The sequence below is a fragment of the Novosphingobium sp. GV079 genome (assembly GCF_003058045.1).
Classification (GTDB): domain Bacteria; phylum Pseudomonadota; class Alphaproteobacteria; order Sphingomonadales; family Sphingomonadaceae; genus Novosphingobium; species Novosphingobium capsulatum.
Window position 1 is genome coordinate 281,505 of sequence record NZ_QBUE01000005.1, and the last position, 17,873, is coordinate 299,377.

10 protein-coding genes are annotated in these 17,873 nt (G+C 65.2%); 2 read left to right on the forward strand and 8 right to left on the reverse strand.

Annotated features, from left to right (window positions below):
- Nucleotides 1-18: 18 nt before the first annotated feature.
- The 8 genes from C8K14_RS09235 to C8K14_RS09270 all read right to left on the reverse strand — a co-directional run bounded on the left by C8K14_RS09235 (nucleotide 19) and on the right by C8K14_RS09270 (nucleotide 8,813).
- Nucleotides 19-972 (reverse strand): alpha/beta hydrolase, encoded by a 954-nt coding sequence (locus tag C8K14_RS09235; RefSeq protein WP_107716442.1) that lies wholly within the window; start codon nucleotides 970-972, stop codon nucleotides 19-21.
- A 132-nt stretch (nucleotides 973-1,104) separates the two neighbouring features.
- Entirely contained in the window at nucleotides 1,105-2,748 is a 1,644-nt protein-coding gene (gene groL / locus C8K14_RS09240) for a chaperonin GroEL (RefSeq protein WP_022676484.1), read from the reverse strand.
- Between the two features lie 50 nt (nucleotides 2,749-2,798).
- Nucleotides 2,799-3,086, reverse strand: a complete 288-nt coding sequence (gene groES / locus C8K14_RS09245) for a co-chaperone GroES (RefSeq protein ID WP_107716443.1) — start codon at nucleotides 3,084-3,086, stop codon at nucleotides 2,799-2,801.
- A gap of 196 nt (nucleotides 3,087-3,282) precedes the next feature.
- Entirely contained in the window at nucleotides 3,283-4,683 is a 1,401-nt protein-coding gene (locus tag C8K14_RS09250) for an MATE family efflux transporter (RefSeq protein WP_369974048.1), read from the reverse strand.
- Nucleotides 4,684-4,726: 43 nt separating this feature from the next.
- Nucleotides 4,727-6,025: a chloride channel protein gene (locus tag C8K14_RS09255; RefSeq protein WP_107716444.1), complete on the reverse strand. Its 1,299-nt coding sequence runs from the start codon at nucleotides 6,023-6,025 to the stop codon at nucleotides 4,727-4,729.
- Nucleotides 6,026-6,276: 251 nt separating this feature from the next.
- Complete coding sequence (rplL, locus tag C8K14_RS09260; RefSeq protein ID WP_022676488.1) at nucleotides 6,277-6,651, reverse strand: 50S ribosomal protein L7/L12; 375 nt, start codon at nucleotides 6,649-6,651, stop codon at nucleotides 6,277-6,279.
- A gap of 78 nt (nucleotides 6,652-6,729) precedes the next feature.
- Entirely contained in the window at nucleotides 6,730-7,245 is a 516-nt protein-coding gene (rplJ, locus tag C8K14_RS09265) for a 50S ribosomal protein L10 (RefSeq protein ID WP_022676489.1), read from the reverse strand.
- Between the two features lie 317 nt (nucleotides 7,246-7,562).
- Entirely contained in the window at nucleotides 7,563-8,813 is a 1,251-nt protein-coding gene (locus tag C8K14_RS09270; RefSeq protein ID WP_107716445.1) for a diguanylate cyclase, read from the reverse strand.
- Nucleotides 8,814-9,322: 509 nt separating this feature from the next.
- On the opposite strand from C8K14_RS09270, the gene rpoB reads away from it, so the two are divergent.
- Nucleotides 9,323-13,486, forward strand: coding sequence for a DNA-directed RNA polymerase subunit beta (rpoB, locus tag C8K14_RS09275; RefSeq protein WP_022676491.1), 4,164 nt, complete (start codon nucleotides 9,323-9,325; stop codon nucleotides 13,484-13,486).
- Nucleotides 13,487-13,573: 87 nt separating this feature from the next.
- The gene (gene rpoC, locus C8K14_RS09280; RefSeq protein WP_022676492.1) at nucleotides 13,574-17,854 is read left to right on the forward strand and encodes a DNA-directed RNA polymerase subunit beta'; all 4,281 of its coding nucleotides are present in this window, start codon (nucleotides 13,574-13,576) and stop codon (nucleotides 17,852-17,854) included.
- The last annotated feature ends 19 nt before the right edge of the window (nucleotides 17,855-17,873 follow it).

Here is a 17,873-nt window from a genome sequence, read left to right on the forward strand (position 1 = left end):
CAGGCTTCACGATACCGGTTATTGTGGCGCGGAATGAACCGATGGTGAAGCGCAAACCGTGGTGATGAATGCGGTTACCGCTGCAAGCGGCCGTGCCTCGCGCGCAAAGGGGCGGGCAAAGGCCATGATCATCCGCTCGTGGTCGATCCCGTCCAGCACCTGGGCCTGCGTCGGCTGGCCGGCGCTGGTCATCGCGGCGGCCAGGGCCAGGCTGTTGCGCGGGCGCACGCGGGTGTCCTGCGCGCCGTGCAGCAGCAGCAGCGGCGGCGCGCCGGCGCGGGCATGGGTGATCGGCTGGGTTTGCGCCAGGTCGGCACAATGGCCGAACGTGGCGATCGAGGCGGGATCGTCCAGCGGCAGGAAATCCGCCGGGGTGGAAAGGCCGATCACCCCCGCCAGGGCATCGGCATCAAGTCCTTCGTTGGCCATCCAGCGCTTGTCCAGCGCCAGGGCCAGCGCGTTGTAGGCGCCCGCCGAATGGCCCATCAGCACCACGCGGGCCGGATCACCACCCAGCGCGCCGATGTGATCAGCCACCCAGCGCAGCGCGCGGGCACCATCGGCCAGCATGATCGGCCAGCGGCCCTGTGGCAGCAGGCGATAGCCGGCCAGCACCACGACGCAGCCCTGTGGCGCCATCGCGCCGATCAGGCTGCGCGCCATGAAGCGATAGTCCTGCGGCCGGCCGCTGTCCCAGGCACCGCCGTGGATGAAGACCACCACCGGCAGCCGCGCATCGGGCGCGGTGCCGGGCGGGGCATAGACTTCCAGGCGCTGCTGTGGATCGGGGCCAAAGCGGGCCTCCGCCTGGCAGGCGATGCCACTCCGGCCGCCGCGCAGCGCCAGGTCTGCTGCATCAAGCAGGGCCACCGGGTTGCGGGCCAGGGCGCGGCGATAAAGGGCGTGGCCGACCAGGCCAATCGTTGCCCAGCCCAGCAAGCCTGAGCCAACGAACCATCGAGAGAATTTCATCGTTTGTGCAAACTCCCCCACGCCGATGGCGGTTCCCGTCCGATGGCACTGCCCGGGCGGGCCGACAACAGGAAAAGGGCCGCCTGGTTTCCCAAGCGGCCCTTCCCATTTTTCCAAGCGGTTGGCGTGGACTTAGAAGTCCATGCCGCCCATGCCGCCCATGCCGCCAGGCATGCCGGCCGGGGCCGGCTTGTCGTCCGGACGTTCGCTGATCGCCGCTTCGGTGGTGATCAGCAGGCCGGCGACCGAGGCCGCATCCTGCAGCGCCGTGCGCACGACCTTGGTCGGGTCGATCACGCCAGCAGCCTTGAGGTTTTCATAGACGTCGGTCGCGGCGTTGAAGCCAATGCCTTCGTCAGCCTGGTCGAGCAGCTTGCCCGCCACGACGGCGCCATCGCTGCCGGCGTTTTCAGCGATCTGCTTGACCGGGGCGGTGATCGCCTTGCGGACGATGTCGATGCCGCGGGTCTGGTCTTCGTTGGCACCGGTGAGGCCTTCGAGAGCGCGCGTGGCATAGAGCAGAGCCGTGCCACCGCCGGTCACGATGCCTTCTTCCACCGCAGCGCGGGTGGCGTGGAGGGCGTCGTCAACGCGGTCCTTGCGTTCCTTGACTTCAACTTCGGTGGCACCGCCAACCTTGATCACGGCAACGCCGCCAGCCAGCTTGGCCAGGCGTTCCTGCAGCTTTTCGCGGTCATAGTCCGAAGTGGTGACTTCGATCTGCGCGCGGATCTGCTCGACACGGCCCTTGATGTCTTCGGCCGCACCGGCGCCGTCGACGATCGTGGTGTTGTCCTTGTCGATCGTGACCTTCTTGGCCTGGCCCAGCATGCCCAGCGTCACGGTTTCGAGCTTGATGCCGAGGTCTTCCGAGATCATTTCGCCAGCGGTCAGCGTGGCGATGTCGCCCAGCATGGCCTTGCGACGGTCACCGAAGCCCGGCGCCTTGACGGCGGCGATCTTGAGGCCACCGCGCAGCTTGTTGACCACCAGGGTGGCCAGCGCTTCGCCTTCGATGTCTTCGGCGATGATCAGCAGCGGACGGCCCGACTGCACCACGGCTTCCAGGATCGGCAGCAGCGACTGCAGCGACGAGAGCTTCTTCTCGTGGATCAGGATGTAGGGGTTTTCGAGTTCCACCACCATCTTTTCGGGATTGGTGATGAAGTAGGGCGAGAGGTAGCCGCGGTCGAACTGCATGCCTTCGACGACATCGAGTTCGAATTCGAGGCCCTTGGCCTCTTCCACGGTGATCACGCCTTCCTTGCCGACCTTTTCCATGGCTTCGGCGATCTTTTCGCCGACTTCCACGTCACCGTTGGCCGAGATGATGCCGACCTGGGCGATTTCCGACGAACCGGCAACCGGGGTCGAACGCGACTTGAGGTTTTCGACAACCTTGATCACGGCCAGATCGATGCCGCGCTTGAGGTCCATCGGGTTGATGCCGGCGGCAACCGACTTCATGCCTTCGCGCACGATGGCCTGGGCCAGCACGGTGGCGGTGGTGGTGCCGTCACCGGCCTTGTCGTTGGCCTTCGATGCCACTTCGCGCAGCATCTGGGCGCCCATGTTCTCGAACTTGTCCTTGAGTTCGATTTCCTTGGCGACCGAGACACCGTCCTTGGTGATGCGCGGCGCGCCGAAGCTCTTGTCGATCACGACGTTGCGGCCCTTGGGGCCGAGCGTAACCTTCACGGCATCGGCGAGAATGTCGACGCCCTTGAGAATGCGTTCGCGCGCGTCGCGCGAAAAGCGTACGTCCTTGGCAGCCATTGCTCAGTTCCTTTGAATACGGGAAATGGAAATTCGGAAAAATCGGGTGATCAGTCGATCACGCCCAGGATGTCCGATTCCTTCATGATCAGCAGGTCTTCGCCCGACACCTTCACTTCGGTGCCCGACCACTTGCCGAACAGCACGCGATCGCCGACCTTGACGTCGAGCGGGGTGATCGTGCCGTTTTCGGCGCGCGAACCGGTGCCAACGGCAACGATTTCGCCTTCAGCGGGCTTTTCCTTGGCGCTGTCGGGGATGATGATCCCGCCGGCGGTCTTTTCCTCGGCTTCGACGCGGCGCACCAGCACGCGGTCGTGCAGCGGACGGAAAGTCATGGGTTGCTCCCTCTTCCAATCAGAATTGGCTTACGAAATCTGCGCTGGCACTCTCACCTAGAGAGTGCCAGCGGGGCGCATATGGGTGGCGCCGCCCGCCAGCGTCAAGGGGGCAGCTACAGATTCTTTGTTTCGTTTTGGCGTGTCGTGCGTTGCTACGCGCCAGAATCGCCACGGGGCGAATGCGGCCGGCTGATCAGGGCAGCAGGCCCAGCCGATCGCGGCGATGCCAGCGCCAGATCAGTAGCGCCGCCACGCAGACCAGCCCGGCCATCAGGCCCAGCCACACGCCCATCCCACCCAGCGGAGTATAAAGCCCAAGGCCGATGGCCGTGAGCAGGCCCGGCACCCAATAGCCGAACATGGCAATGGTCATCGGCACGCGGGTATCCTGCAGCCCGCGCAGCACCGCGCCGCAGGTGGCCTGCGCGCCATCGAACAGCTGGAATGCGGCCGCCACGATCAGGAATTGCAGGGCATAGCCCACCAGCGCGGCATTGGCCGGATCGCCCACATCGATGTACAGACCCAGGATCAGCCGGGGAATGGCAAGCATCACGGCGGCCATCGTGCCCATGAAGCCCACGCTCATCGCCAGGGCGGTCCATCCGGCACGGGCGATGCCGGCATGGTCGCGCGCGCCATAGGCCAGGCCGACCCGGATCGTGGCGGCCTGGCCCAGGCCGAACGGCACCTGAAACGTCATGCCCGCCAGCTGCATCGCCACGGTATGGGCCGCCAGCTGCACTTCGCCGATGCGCCCGATCAACAGGGCCGCGCCGTTGAACAACCCGGCTTCGGCCACGATCGTGGCGCAGATCGGCAGGCCGATCTTCCACACATCGGCAAAGCGGCGCCATTCCGCGCGCCACCAGCGGCCGAGCAGGTGATAGCGGTGCAGCCGCCGGTCAAACCGCAGCACCATGGCATAGGCGAGCAGCATCGCGCTGCTGGTCACCACGCTGGACCAGGCCGACCCCATCAGGCCCAGCGCCGGCATCCCGGCATGACCATAGACAAAGATCCAGTTGCCAGTGCCATTGACCACCACGGCCAGCGCGGTGATCGCCGTGCCGATGCCGGGGCGGCCCAGCGTGGAAACGACCGTGCGCAGTAGGGAGGAAAGCACCGCCGGCACGCAGGCCAGCGACAGCACGGCCAGGAACGGCACGGCGCGCACCACCACCGCTTCGCTCTGCCCGGTGGCGCGCAGCAGCGGCCCACCCAGCTGGCACAGCGCCATGGCCACCACGGCCGCGAGCACGCCCACCCACGCACCCATGCGCACGGTGCGGCGCACCTCGCGCACTGCATGGCGGCGGCGGCCCAGTTCCGCCGCGATCAATGGAGACGTCGCGCCGACCAGCCCGGTCAGGCTCCAGATCAGCAGGCCAAAGATCGATACCGCCAGCGATGACGCGGCCAGCGCCTCTGCCCCCAGGCGCGCCACGAACAGCACGTCGACGGCGAACACTGCCATCTGCAATAGGTTTGCCCCGACCAGCGGCGCAGCCAGGCGCAGCATCTCGCGCCATTCAGACATGGCGTGCGGCCCGGCCAGATCGGGTGAAGTGGGCAGGGAGGTGGCGACGGTCATGCCACCGCCCATAGGGATTGGGCGGCGCCGGGGAAAGGAAAACTCAGTGCGCCTTTTCGGGCGCGCGGAAAGGATGGCTCAGCGCATGATAGAGCTTTTCCGGGCAGACCTGCGCGCTCACCTGGTCGGCCACCAGCGCCGCGGCGAACAGCGGCAGGATCATCGCGCGGTCGGCGGTCATTTCCATGACGATGATCACGGCGGTCAGCGGCGCGCGCGTCACCCCGGCGAAATAGGCGATCATGCCCAGCATCGCCACAGCGCCCGAATAGTCTGGCGGAAACAGCGTGCTGACCAGCTGGCCCAGCCCAGCGCCAACCGACAGCGACGGGGCAAAGATGCCGCCCGGCGCGCCGCTCAAGGCCGTGGCCAGCGAGGTGACGAACTTGGCCGGGCCGAACCACAGCGAGGTTTCCGCGCCTGACAGCAGCCCGCGCGTGGTGCCATAGCCGGTGCCCCAAGCGAGGCCACCGGGGCCAAGGCCTTGGGTGGCAACGCCAACCACCGCGACGATCAGGCCCAGCCCGGCCGCCAGCGCTACCGGCCGTGCGCGCAGGGCGCCGATCCAGCCATGGTCGATATTGCCAAAACCACTCAGCACGCGGGCAAACACGCCACCCGCCAAGCCGCCGGCCACCCCGCAGCCGAGCGCGGCGACCATCGCCGGCACGATCGGCACATGCTGGCTCATCGCGCCGAAATAGATGTAATCGCCAGACAATCCCAGGCTGACCAGGCCGGCAGTCATCACTGCCAGCATGACCAGCAGCGCCAGGCGCTGTTCGAAGGCCGAGGCCAATTCCTCGATGGCGAAGGCCACCCCGGCCAGGGGGGTGTTGAAGGCAGCGGCAACACCCGCCGCGCCACCAGCGATGATCACGCCCGCGCCCACCGGTACGCGCAGGAATTTGTGCACCGCCACCATGATCGCCGCGCTCAACTGCACCGTCGGCCCTTCGCGCCCCACCGATGCCCCGCCCAGCAGCATGGCGAGCGTGCCGGCCACCTTGGCCAGCGCGGTCCGCATCGACAGCAGCGGCGCCATCACGGGATGATCGGGCGCTTCGGCTGCGGCCATGACCTGGGGAATGCCCGATCCGCGGGCCGCCGGCCAACGCGTGCGCGTGGCCCAGGTGACGACCACGAAGATCGCCGGGGTCAGCACGATCGGCACGAGCGGATGGGCCGTGACGATCCGGGTGAACAGTCCCTGCACCGCCTCGCCGGCGCGGGCAAACAGGATGGCCGCAATCCCCAGGGCCAGCGCGCCGCCCAGGGCGGCAATACGCGGTTGCAGGTTTCTGGCGGCGGCCAGCGGCTTGCGGAATTGGCGGGTGGGCATGGGGCAGGGCCTAGCGCGCCTGAACCTGAATTGCGCCTGAAAAGGTTGCGGTTCGGGAAAAAGCCCCTCCGTCAGGCCCTCTGGGCCTGCCACCTCCCCACGATATGGGGAGGATCTGAAGATCCTCCCTGCCAAAGGCGGGGAGGGGAACCGCCGCGAAGCGGTGGTGGAGGGGCATGACCGGCAACGAAAAAAGGGCGAGCCTTGCGGCCCGCCCTTTCTCCATTTCGTCGGGAAGAACCCGAAGACGATTACTTGATTTCGACGGTGCCGCCGGCTTCTTCGATCTTCTTCTTGATGTCTTCGGCTTCAGCCTTCGACACGCCTTCCTTGACAGCCTTCGGCGCGCCTTCGACCAGGGCCTTGGCTTCGGTCAGGCCGAGCGAGGTGATCGCGCGGACTTCCTTGATGACCTGGATCTTCTTGCCGCCGTCGCCGGTCAGGATGACGTCGAATTCGGTCTTTTCTTCAGCAGCCGGAGCAGCTTCACCGGCGGGGGCAGCAGCCACGGCCACGGCAGCAGCGGCGCTCACGCCCCATGCTTCTTCAAGAGCCTTGGCGAGGTCAGCAGCTTCGAGAACGGTGAGCTGCGACAGTTCTTCAACGAGCTTGGCGATATCGGCCATGATGTTTCACTCCGTTAATATGTGGCGCCCGGCGTCCGCGGCATGCGGTGCGCACGGGCAAAAGTCGTTTGAACCGGCTCAGGCCGCATCCTTCTCGGCATAGGCGTTGAAGACGCGAGCCAGCTTCGCCGCCGGAGCGGTGGTGAGCTGGGCGATCTTCGTGGCCGGAGCCTGGATGAGACCGATAAGCTTGGCACGCAGTTCATCGAGCGAGGGCATCGTGGCCAGGGCCTTGACACCATCGGGGCTGAGAACCTGCGAACCCATCCCGCCACCGACGATTTCGATCTTGTCGGTGGTCTTGGCGAACTCGACGATCACCTTGGCGGCGGCGACGGGATCAGCCGAGGCAGCGATGGCGGTCGGCCCGGTGAAAAATTCACCAATGCCTTCGTAATCGGTGCCCTGGATGGCAAGCTTGGCAAGACGGTTCTTCGCAACCTTGTAGGTCGCACCGGCCTCACGAATCTTCGTCCGCAGGGCAGTGGACTGGGCCACCGTCATGCCGAGGTTGCGAGTGACGATGACCGCCCCCGAACCGCTCACGAGTTCGTTAAGGAAAGCGACCGATTCGGCTTTTTGCGAACGATCCATGCCTTACTCCTTCACAATGGCTGCCTGGGGCAAAGCCCCCTGCAGCCGGCTACGTTTGTCCCGGGCCGCAAGCGACCTGGGGCGAGTCCGTTCGACAAGGGAAGGAGGTTGCGCGCCGGCCGTGGCCAGTGCGGTGGGCGCCACGATCCGAAAACGGAGCGTGCGGCCGTGAAATCTCTTTTCCCCGCCTAGGTCGGAAATTAAGCCTGGGCAAACCCCGGCGCCGACGGTCTCGGACGGATGAGCGGAGGACGAGGTCCGCCACTCGGTTGCGGCCCATAGCAGACGCGGCCGCGCAGTCAAGCAGGACTGTCGCCTCAGGCGTGCAGCGTGGTGCTGCCGGTGTGGTGCGGCAGGGGTGTAGGCGGCAGGGGTGAAGGCGGCTGGCCGGCCATCGCCGGCTTGACCACGCAGCAGTTACGCCCGGCACTCTTGGCCTGATAGAGGGCCTGGTCGGCGCGGCGCAGCGCCGCGTCGAGCAAGCCTTCGCCCGGCGTCATGCCCGAGATGCCAAAGCTGGCGGTGACGGCAAAATCGCGGCCGAGCAGGCGCTGCACGCGCTGGGCAAAATCACGGCGCACCGTCTCGGCCAGGTCTGCCGCCGTGCCAACCGCGCCGGTGCCGGCCAGGCCCCCCGCCAAGCCCCCCGCCAACCCCAGCGCGCCCTGCGGCAGATAGACCACGAATTCCTCGCCGCCAAAGCGCGCGGCAAAGGCGCGCGCGGGCAGATGGGCGTCGATCGCATTGGCCAGCAAGGCAATCACTTCATCGCCGCGATGGTGGCCAAACTGGTCGTTTACCGCTTTGAAGTGGTCGATGTCGCAGGCGATCACGGCAGCGTGGCTCTTTTCATGCGCGCTGCGCCCGGCCAGCGCCTCGTCGAACCCGCGGCGGTTGAGCAGGCCGGTAAGCGGATCGCAGATCGCCCAGTCGCGATAGCGCATCAGCACGCCGATCATCACCGAGGCGAGCGCCGCCATGGCAAAGGCCACGCCGATCAGCGAACCGGTGACCTGATAGACGAAGGCATAAGGGCTGGCGGCAAAGTCGCCAAGGCCGCCGCTCGCCAGCCAGCGAATGGCAATCGCGCGCAGGCTGGCATCGGCCACCACCACCCAGCTGACCATGATCAACGCCCGATCTCCGCTGCGCCGCGTGCGCCCGCGTGCCGCCAGCAGCGGCACCGCCAGCAGCAGGGCGCAGCCCACGTCCGATCCGGCCAGGTGCAGGCGCAGGCTGTCGATCAGCACGCCCCCTATGCTTGCCAGTACCGAAACCACAGCGATCGCCAGGCGCAGCCAGACATGGTTGCGGCGCAGGCCAAAGTGTTCGCCCATCGCCTGGCCGAAACAGAAAAAGGCCGTGGCAAACAGCACGGCTGCCAGCATGGCGCGTCCGCCCTCGGGCATCAGGAAGGTGAGGGCGGGCATGGCATAACCAGCGGCGCTGGCAAGAAATCCGCCCGCCCACCAGCCCGCGCTGGCAACCCGCCAGCGCCCCGCCAGAACGGCGGCGATGCCAAAGGCAACCTGCATGACCGGCAAGATAAAGGCGAATCTATCGTCCATACAACTCGCGGTGGGGGTAACGGGCGTGCAGGCAGGCGGCGCGGTCAAGCGCGCTGTGCCTCATGGGGCGCCATGCGTATGCGGTGACGGTAAACAGAACGCAAACTTTTGCTCCATCCTGGTAGTGGTTTGTACAGGAATCCGGGGCCATTTTAGAATTAATTACAATTGCGGTCGGAAACCCGCGACATGCCCGCCAATGTGGCTGCGCATCGCTTCATCGCAGCGGCGGCCTGCCGCCCGCAGGCCTTTGACTTTGGCGGGGCATGCTCCTATATGGCCAACCAACACCTGCTGTTTCGAGCAAGGCTTTCCCATGCGCGGGGGAAGGCTCAAGGAAGGAAGCAGCGGGCATCGGTACAACGCGAAGGCTGCGGGCCACGGGCATCCGGGAAGGGTGTGCGGTGCCCCGTGGCCTTGTTTGCGTTTGTGCCGTGCCACCCGCCGCGCATGGCAGATTTCCGCCGGTTTTGGCCGGCTCGTGACAAGCAAAGAGGCATTCACCTCCTATGGCAACCAAGGCTCCAGTCCGCGCCGGTCTGAAGAAGCGCATCCGCAAGATCTTCGGTGACATTCACGAAGTCGTGCAGATGCCGAACCTGATCGAGGTTCAGCGCGAATCGTACGAGCAGTTCCTCCGCTCCGATCCGTCGACCGGCTATGTCTCGGGCCTGGAAAAGACCCTGCGCTCGGTGTTCCCGATCCAGGACTTTGCCGGCACCGCCTCGCTCGATATCAAGGAGCGTGACGGCTATGTGCTCGAAGCGCCCAAGTACGACGTGAACGAATGCCGCCAGCGCGGCATCACTTACGCCGCGCCGATGAAGGTCACGCTCAAGCTCGCCACGTTTGAAGTGGACGCCGAGACCGAGACCAAGAGCCTCATCGATATCAAGGAGCAGGACGTCTACATGGGCGATATCCCGCTCATGACCGACAACGGCACCTTCATCATCAACGGCACCGAGCGCGTGATCGTGTCGCAGATGCACCGTTCGCCGGGCGTGCTGTTCGACCATGACCGTGGCAAGACGCACTCTTCGGGCAAGTACCTGTTTGCCGCGCGCGTCATCCCCTATCGCGGCTCGTGGCTCGATTTCGAATTCGACGCCAAGGACATCGTCAACGTGCGTATCGACCGCAAGCGCAAGCTGCCGGTCACCGCGCTGCTCTATGCCCTGGGCCTCAATGGCGAGCAGATCCTCGACCACTTCTACAACAAGGTTACCTGGGTGCGCGCCGAGGGCGGCTGGAAGGTGCCCTTCGTGCTCGACCAGTGGCGCGGTGCCAAGCCGACGTTCGACATCGTCGATGCCGCTTCGGGCGAAGTGGTGTTTGCCGCTGGCCAGAAGATCAGCCCGCGCGCTGCCAACAAGGCGGCCAAGGACGGCCTGCAGTCGCTGCTGATTCCGACCGAGGAAATCTTTGGCCGCTATGCCGCCAAGGACCTGATCGACGAATCGACCGGCCGCATCTGGATCGAAGCGGGCGATGAAGTCGGCCCCGAAAACCTCGACGTGCTCGACCGCGCCGGGGTGGACCAGCTCGACCTGCTCGACATCGACCACGTCAGCACCGGCCCGTGGATCCGCAACACGATGAAGGCCGACAAGGCCGAAGATCGCGACCACGCGCTGGCCGATATCTATCGCGTCATGCGCCCCGGCGAACCGCCGACGCGCGAAACCGCCGAAGCGCTGTTCGACGGCCTGTTCTTCGATGCTGACCGCTACGACCTCTCGGCCGTGGGCCGCGTGAAGCTCAACATGCGCCTGGGCCTGGATTGCCCGGACACCATCACCACCCTGCGCACCGACGATATCCTCGCCGTGGTCAAGGAACTGGTGAACCTCAAGGACGGCAAGGGCGAAGTCGACGACATCGACAACCTTGGCAACCGTCGCGTGCGTTCGGTGGGCGAGCTGCTGGAAAACCAGTACCGCGTCGGCCTGCTGCGCATGGAACGTGCGGTCAAGGAACGCATGAGCTCGGTCGACGTGTCGACCGTGATGCCCAACGACCTGATCAACGCCAAGCCGGCGGTGGCCGCGGTGCGTGAATTCTTCGGCTCCTCGCAGCTGTCGCAGTTCATGGACCAGACCAACCCGCTGTCCGAAGTGACGCACAAGCGTCGCGTTTCGGCCCTTGGGCCGGGCGGCTTGACGCGTGAACGCGCCGGCTTCGAAGTGCGCGACGTTCACCCCACGCACTATGGCCGTATCTGCCCGATTGAAACGCCCGAAGGGCCCAACATCGGTCTGATCAACTCGCTGTCGACCTTCGCCCGCGTCAACAAGTATGGCTTCATCGAGACGCCGTACCGCAAGGTGCTCGACGGCAAGGTCTCGTCCGAAGTGGTCTATCTCTCGGCCATGGAAGAGCAGAAGCACACGGTGGCCCAGGCTTCGGCCGAAACCACCGCCGATGGCTCGTTCGTGGAAGAACTGGTCTCGGCCCGGCAGAACGGCGAATTCGTCATGGCGCCGCGCGAAACCGTGACGCTGATGGACGTCAGCCCCAAGCAGCTCGTCTCGGTGGCCGCCTCGCTCATTCCGTTCCTGGAAAACGACGACGCCAACCGCGCGCTGATGGGCTCGAACATGCAGCGCCAGGCGGTGCCGCTGGTCAAGGCCGATGCGCCGTTCGTGGGCACCGGCATGGAAGGCACCGTGGCGCGCGATTCGGGCGCCGCGATTGCCGCGCTGCGCGGCGGCATTGTCGACCAGGTGGACGCGACCCGTATCGTGATCCGCGTGACCGGCGACGTTGAACCGGGCAAGTCGGGCGTGGACATCTACACCCTGCAGAAGTTCGAACGCTCCAACCAGTCCACCTGCATCAACCAGCGCCCGCTGGTGAGCGTGGGCGATATCGTCGAAAAGGGCGATATCCTGGCTGACGGTCCCTCGACCGAGTTCGGCGAGCTGGCGCTGGGCCGCAACGTGCTCGTCGCGTTCATGCCCTGGAACGGCTATAACTACGAAGACTCGATCCTGATCAGCGAGCGCATCGTCAAGGAAGACGTCTTCACCTCGATCCACATCGAGGAATTCGAAGTCATGGCCCGCGACACCAAGCTCGGGCCCGAAGACATCACCCGCGACATCCCCAACGTGGGCGAGGAAGCGCTGCGCAACCTCGACGAAGCGGGCATCGTCTATGTGGGCGCCGAAGTGCACCCCGGTGACATCCTCGTCGGCAAGATCACGCCCAAGGGCGAATCCCCGATGACGCCGGAAGAAAAGCTGCTGCGCGCGATCTTCGGTGAAAAGGCGTCTGACGTGCGCGATACCTCGCTGCGCCTGCCGCCGGGCGTTTCGGGCACGATCGTGGACGTGCGCACGTTCAACCGCCACGGCATCGAGATCGACGACCGTACCCGCGCCATCCAGAACGAGGAAATCGAACGCCTCGCCAAGGACCGCGAAGACGAACGCGCCATTCTCAACCGTGCCACCTTCAACCGCCTGAAGGACATGCTGCTGGGCCAGGTGGCCACGGCCGCGCCCAAGGGCATCAAGAAGGGTGTCGACATCGACGAGCAGCTGCTGGCCGATGTGGAACGTCACGAATGGTGGAAGTTCGCCGTGGCCGACGATGCGCGCCAGCAGCAGCTGGAAGCGACCAAGGGCCAGTACGACACGGCGATCAAGGCGATCCAGGAGAAGTTCGAGGACCGCAAGGAAAAGCTGGAGCGCGGTGACGAACTGGCGCCGGGCGTGCTCAAGATGGTCAAGGTCTTCGTCGCGGTGAAGCGCAAGCTGCAGCCGGGCGACAAGATGGCCGGCCGTCACGGCAACAAGGGCATCATCAGCCGCATCCTGCCGCAGGAAGACATGCCCTTCCTGGAAGACGGCACCCCGGTCGATTTCGTGCTCAACCCGCTGGGCGTGCCCTCGCGCATGAACGTCGGGCAGATCTTCGAAACCCACCTGGGCTGGGCCGCACGCGGCCTGGGCCACAAGATCGGGGCGGCGCTCGACGCCTGGCGCGAAGCCAATCCCGATCCGCAGGCGGGCGAGCCGCCCGAAGCGGTGCGCGAACTGCTGGTCGATATCTATGGCGACAACTACGCCGAAGAGATCAAGGCCCGCAGCGATGCCGAAATCGTCGAGCTGGCCCAGAACGTGCGCCAAGGCGTGCCGATGGGTTCGCCGGTGTTCGACGGCGCGGTGGAAGCCGATGTGACCGCCATGCTGCGCAAGGCCGGGCTCGATGAATCGGGCCAGGTCACGCTGTTCGACGGTCGCACCGGCGAGGCGTTCGACCGCAAGGTCACCGTTGGCTGCAAGTACGTGCTCAAGCTGCACCACCTGGTGGACGACAAGATCCACGCCCGTTCGATCGGCCCCTACAGCCTCGTCACCCAGCAGCCGCTGGGCGGTAAGGCCCAGTTCGGTGGTCAGCGCTTCGGGGAAATGGAGGTCTGGGCGCTCCAGGCCTATGGCGCGGCCTACACGCTGCAGGAAATGCTCACGGTCAAGTCCGACGACGTTGTCGGCCGTACCAAGGTCTATGAAGCGATCGTCAAGGGTGACGACACCTTCGAGGCCGGCATTCCCGAAAGCTTCAACGTGCTGGTCAAGGAAATGCGCAGCCTGGGTCTCAACGTCGAACTCTCGTCGATCGACGAGACCGAAGACGACGATGGCCTGGCCGAGGCAGCCGAATAAGCCGGTCGTGGTGCGGCGGCGGACATGCTCCGCCGCCGCCCTGGCCTGCCGCATGCACAGAGTTTCCCTCCCAGTGAGGATCACGCAATGAACGACCTGACGAAATTCACCAACCAGCTGCCCAAGCCCGAAACCTTCGACCAGATCCAGATCGGTCTGGCGTCGCCCGAGCGCATCCGCAGCTGGTCCTTCGGCGAAATCAAGAAGCCGGAAACCATCAACTACCGCACGTTCAAGCCCGAACGTGACGGCCTGTTCTGCGCCCGCATCTTCGGTCCCGTGAAGGACTACGAGTGCCTGTGCGGCAAGTACAAGCGCATGAAGTACAAGGGCGTCGTCTGCGAAAAGTGCGGCGTCGAAGTGACCGTGACCAAGGTGCGCCGCGAGCGCATGGGCCACATCGAACTGGCCGCGCCGGTTGCGCACATCTGGTTCTTGAAGTCGCTGCCCTCGCGCATCGGCCTGCTGCTCGACATGCAGCTCAAGCAGCTTGAACGCATCCTCTACTTCGAAAGCTATGTGGTCATCGAGCCGGGCATCACCCCGCTTGAACGCTACCAGCTGCTGACCGAAGACGAACTGCTCGACGCGCAGGACGAATATGGCGAAGACGCCTTTTCGGCCGGCATCGGCGCCGAGGCGGTCAAGCACATGCTCATGGACCTCGACATGGTCCAGGAGCGCGAAGACCTGCTCAAGGAGCTGTCCGAGACCAAGTCGGAACTCAAGCCCAAGAAGATCATCAAGCGCCTCAAGGTGGTGGAATCGTTCATCGATTCCGGCAACCGCCCGGAATGGATGATCCTCGACGTGGTGCCGGTCATTCCGCCCGAACTGCGCCCGCTGGTACCGCTCGACGGCGGCCGCTTCGCCACCTCGGACTTGAACGACCTCTATCGTCGCGTCATCAACCGCAACAACCGCCTGAAGCGTCTGATCGAGCTCCGCGCGCCCGACATCATTGTGCGCAACGAAAAGCGCATGCTGCAGGAAGCGGTCGACGCGCTGTTCGACAACGGCCGCCGTGGCCGCGTGATCACCGGCGCCAACAAGCGTCCGCTCAAGTCGCTGTCCGACATGCTCAAGGGCAAGCAGGGCCGCTTCCGTCAGAACCTGCTCGGCAAGCGCGTCGACTATTCGGGCCGTTCGGTCATCGTGACCGGCCCTGAACTCAAGCTGCACCAGTGCGGCCTGCCCAAGAAGATGGCGCTCGAGCTGTTCAAGCCGTTCATCTATGCGCGGCTTGACGCCAAGGGTCTGTCGATGACCCTGAAGCAGGCCAAGAAGTGGGTGGAAAAGGAACGCAAGGAAGTCTGGGACATCCTGGACGAAGTGATCCGCGAACACCCGGTCATGCTCAACCGTGCGCCCACGCTGCACCGTCTGGGCATCCAGGCGTTCGAACCCGTGCTGATCGAAGGCAAGGCGATCCAGCTGCACCCGCTCGTCTGCTCGGCCTTCAACGCCGACTTCGACGGTGACCAGATGGCCGTCCACGTGCCGCTTTCGCTGGAAGCCCAGCTCGAAGCGCGCGTGCTGATGATGTCGACCAACAACATCCTCTCGCCCGCCAACGGCAAGCCGATCATCGTGCCTTCGCAGGACATGGTGCTGGGCCTCTATTACCTGTCGATGGACCGCAAGGGCGAGCCGGGCGAAGGCATGCTGCTGGCCGACATGGCCGAAGTGCACCAGGCGCTGTTTGCCGGCGCGGTCACCATGCACACCAAGATCGTGGCGCGCGTGCCGCAGACCGACGAGAACGGGAAGTCCTATCTCAAGCGGTATGAAACCACGCCCGGTCGCATGCTGATCGGCGAGTGCCTGCCCAAGAGCCACACGGTGCCCTTCGAGCTGGTCAACCGCCTGCTGACGAAGAAGGAAATCGCCGACGTCATCGACCAGGTCTATCGCCACACCGGCCAGAAGGAGACTGTCCTTTTCGCCGACGCGATCATGAGCCTGGGCTTCCGCAACGCGTTCAAGGCGGGCATCTCGTTCGGCAAGGACGACATGATCATCCCGGCGACCAAGGACGCTTTCGTGGCCGAGACGAAGGAACTCGTCGCCGACTACGAACAGCAGTACCAGGACGGCCTGATCACCCAGCAGGAAAAGTACAACAAGGTGATCGACGCCTGGAGCCGTTGCGGCGACCAGGTGGCCAACGCCATGATGGACGAGATCCGCGCCACGCCGAGCGACGAGCACGGCCGTGAAAAGCCGATCAACTCGATCTACATGATGAGCCACTCGGGCGCGCGTGGTTCGCCAACCCAGATGAAGCAGCTGGCCGGGATGCGCGGTCTGATGGCCAAGCCTTCGGGCGAAATCATCGAAACGCCGATCATCTCGAACTTCAAGGAAGGCCTGACCGTCCTTGAATACTTCAACTCGACCCACGGCGCTCGTAAGGGCCTGGCCGATACCGCGCTCAAGACGGCGAACTCGGGTTACCTGACCCGCCGTCTGGTCGACGTGTCGCAGGACTGCGTGGTGACGGTGAACGACTGCGGGACCGAGCGGGCGCTGGAAATGCGCGCGATCGTTCAGGGCGGCGCCACCATCGCCTCGCTGGGCGAACGTATCCTCGGCCGTACCCTGGCCGAAGACATGATCGAGGCGAAGACCGGCAACGTGATCTGCGAAAAGGGCACGCTGCTTGACGAAGCCGCGATCGCCCGGATCGAAGCGGCTGGTGTCCAGTCGGCGCGCATCCGCTCGCCGCTGATCTGCGAAGCGCCCCAGGGCGTGTGCGGCACCTGCTATGGCCGTGACCTTGCCCGCGGTACGCCGGTGAACATCGGTGAAGCGGTTGGCGTCATCGCCGCCCAGTCGATCGGTGAGCCCGGCACGCAGCTGACCATGCGTACGTTCCACATCGGTGGCGCCGCGCAGGTCAACGAACAGTCGCACCTCGAATCGATCTGCGACGGTACCGTGCACTATCGCGACATCCCGACGATCACCGACAGCCGCAACCGCCGCCTGTCGCTCGCCCGCAACGGCGAAATCGTGATCATGGACACCGATGGTCGCGAACGCGCCATGCACCGCGTGCCCTATGGTACCCACCTGCTGCACGAAAACGGTGCGACGGTGGCCCAGGGCCAGCGCCTGGCCGAGTGGGACCCGTTCACCCTGCCGGTGATCACGGAAAAGCCCGGTATCGTGCGCTATCAGGACCTGATCGACGGCCGCACCCTGACGGAACAGGTCGACGAAGCGACGGGTATTGCCCAGCGCGTCGTCACCGAAAACCGTGCCGGTGGCCGCGCCAAGAAGGAAGACCTGCGTCCGCGCCTGACCCTGCTCGACGACGCCTCGGGTGAAACCGCGCGCTACATGATGGCGCCGGGCACCACCCTGTCGGTGGAAGACGGCCAGGAAGTCCAGGCCGGTGACGTGCTGGCCCGTGCCAGCCGCGAAGCCGCCAAGACCCGCGACATCACGGGCGGTCTGCCGCGCGTGGCCGAGCTGTTCGAAGCGCGCAAGCCCAAGGACAACGCGATCATCGCCAAGATCTCGGGCCGCATCGAGTTCATCCGCGACTACAAGGCGAAGCGGAAGATCGCGATCATCCCGGAAGAAGGCGAACCGGTCGAATACCTGATCCCCAAGTCGAAGGTGATCGACGTCCAGGAAGGCGACTACGTCAAGAAGGGCGACAACCTGATCTCGGGCTCGCCCGATCCGCACGACATTCTCGAGGTTCTCGGCGTCGAGGCCCTGGCGGAATACCTCGTGGCGGAAATCCAGGAAGTCTATCGCTTGCAGGGCGTGAAGATCAACGACAAGCACATCGAGGTGATCGTTCGCCAGATGCTGCAGAAGGTGGAAATCACCGATGGCGGTGACACCACCCTGCTGCCGGGCGAGCAGGTTGACCTTGAGGAAATGAACGAAACCAACGCCAAGATGCCGGGGGGCTCGCGCCTCGCGGAAGGCAAGCCGGTGCTGCTCGGCATCACCAAGGCTTCGCTGCAGACGCGTTCGTTCATCTCTGCCGCGTCGTTCCAGGAAACCACCCGCGTGCTCACGCAGGCGGCGGTCGAAGGAAAGCGCGACAGCCTGATCGGCCTCAAGGAAAACGTCATCGTCGGCCGTCTCATCCCCGCCGGCACCGGCGCGGGCATGAACCGCATGCGCGTGGCGGCCAACAGCCGCGACGCCGCCCTTCGCGCCGCCAACCGTCGCCTTCAGGAAGCCCTGATCGCGCCGCGCACCGCCGCTGAAGAGCATGCCGCCGAACTGGCCCAGGGCCCCGAAGCCGCGATTGGTGACGATCCGCTCGCTTCGGTCGAAGGGGAAACCCACGGCACCGACGCCGATGCGGCCGATTACCTGATCAAGGGCGACGAGGACTGATCCTCGCCGCGCTGCGGTC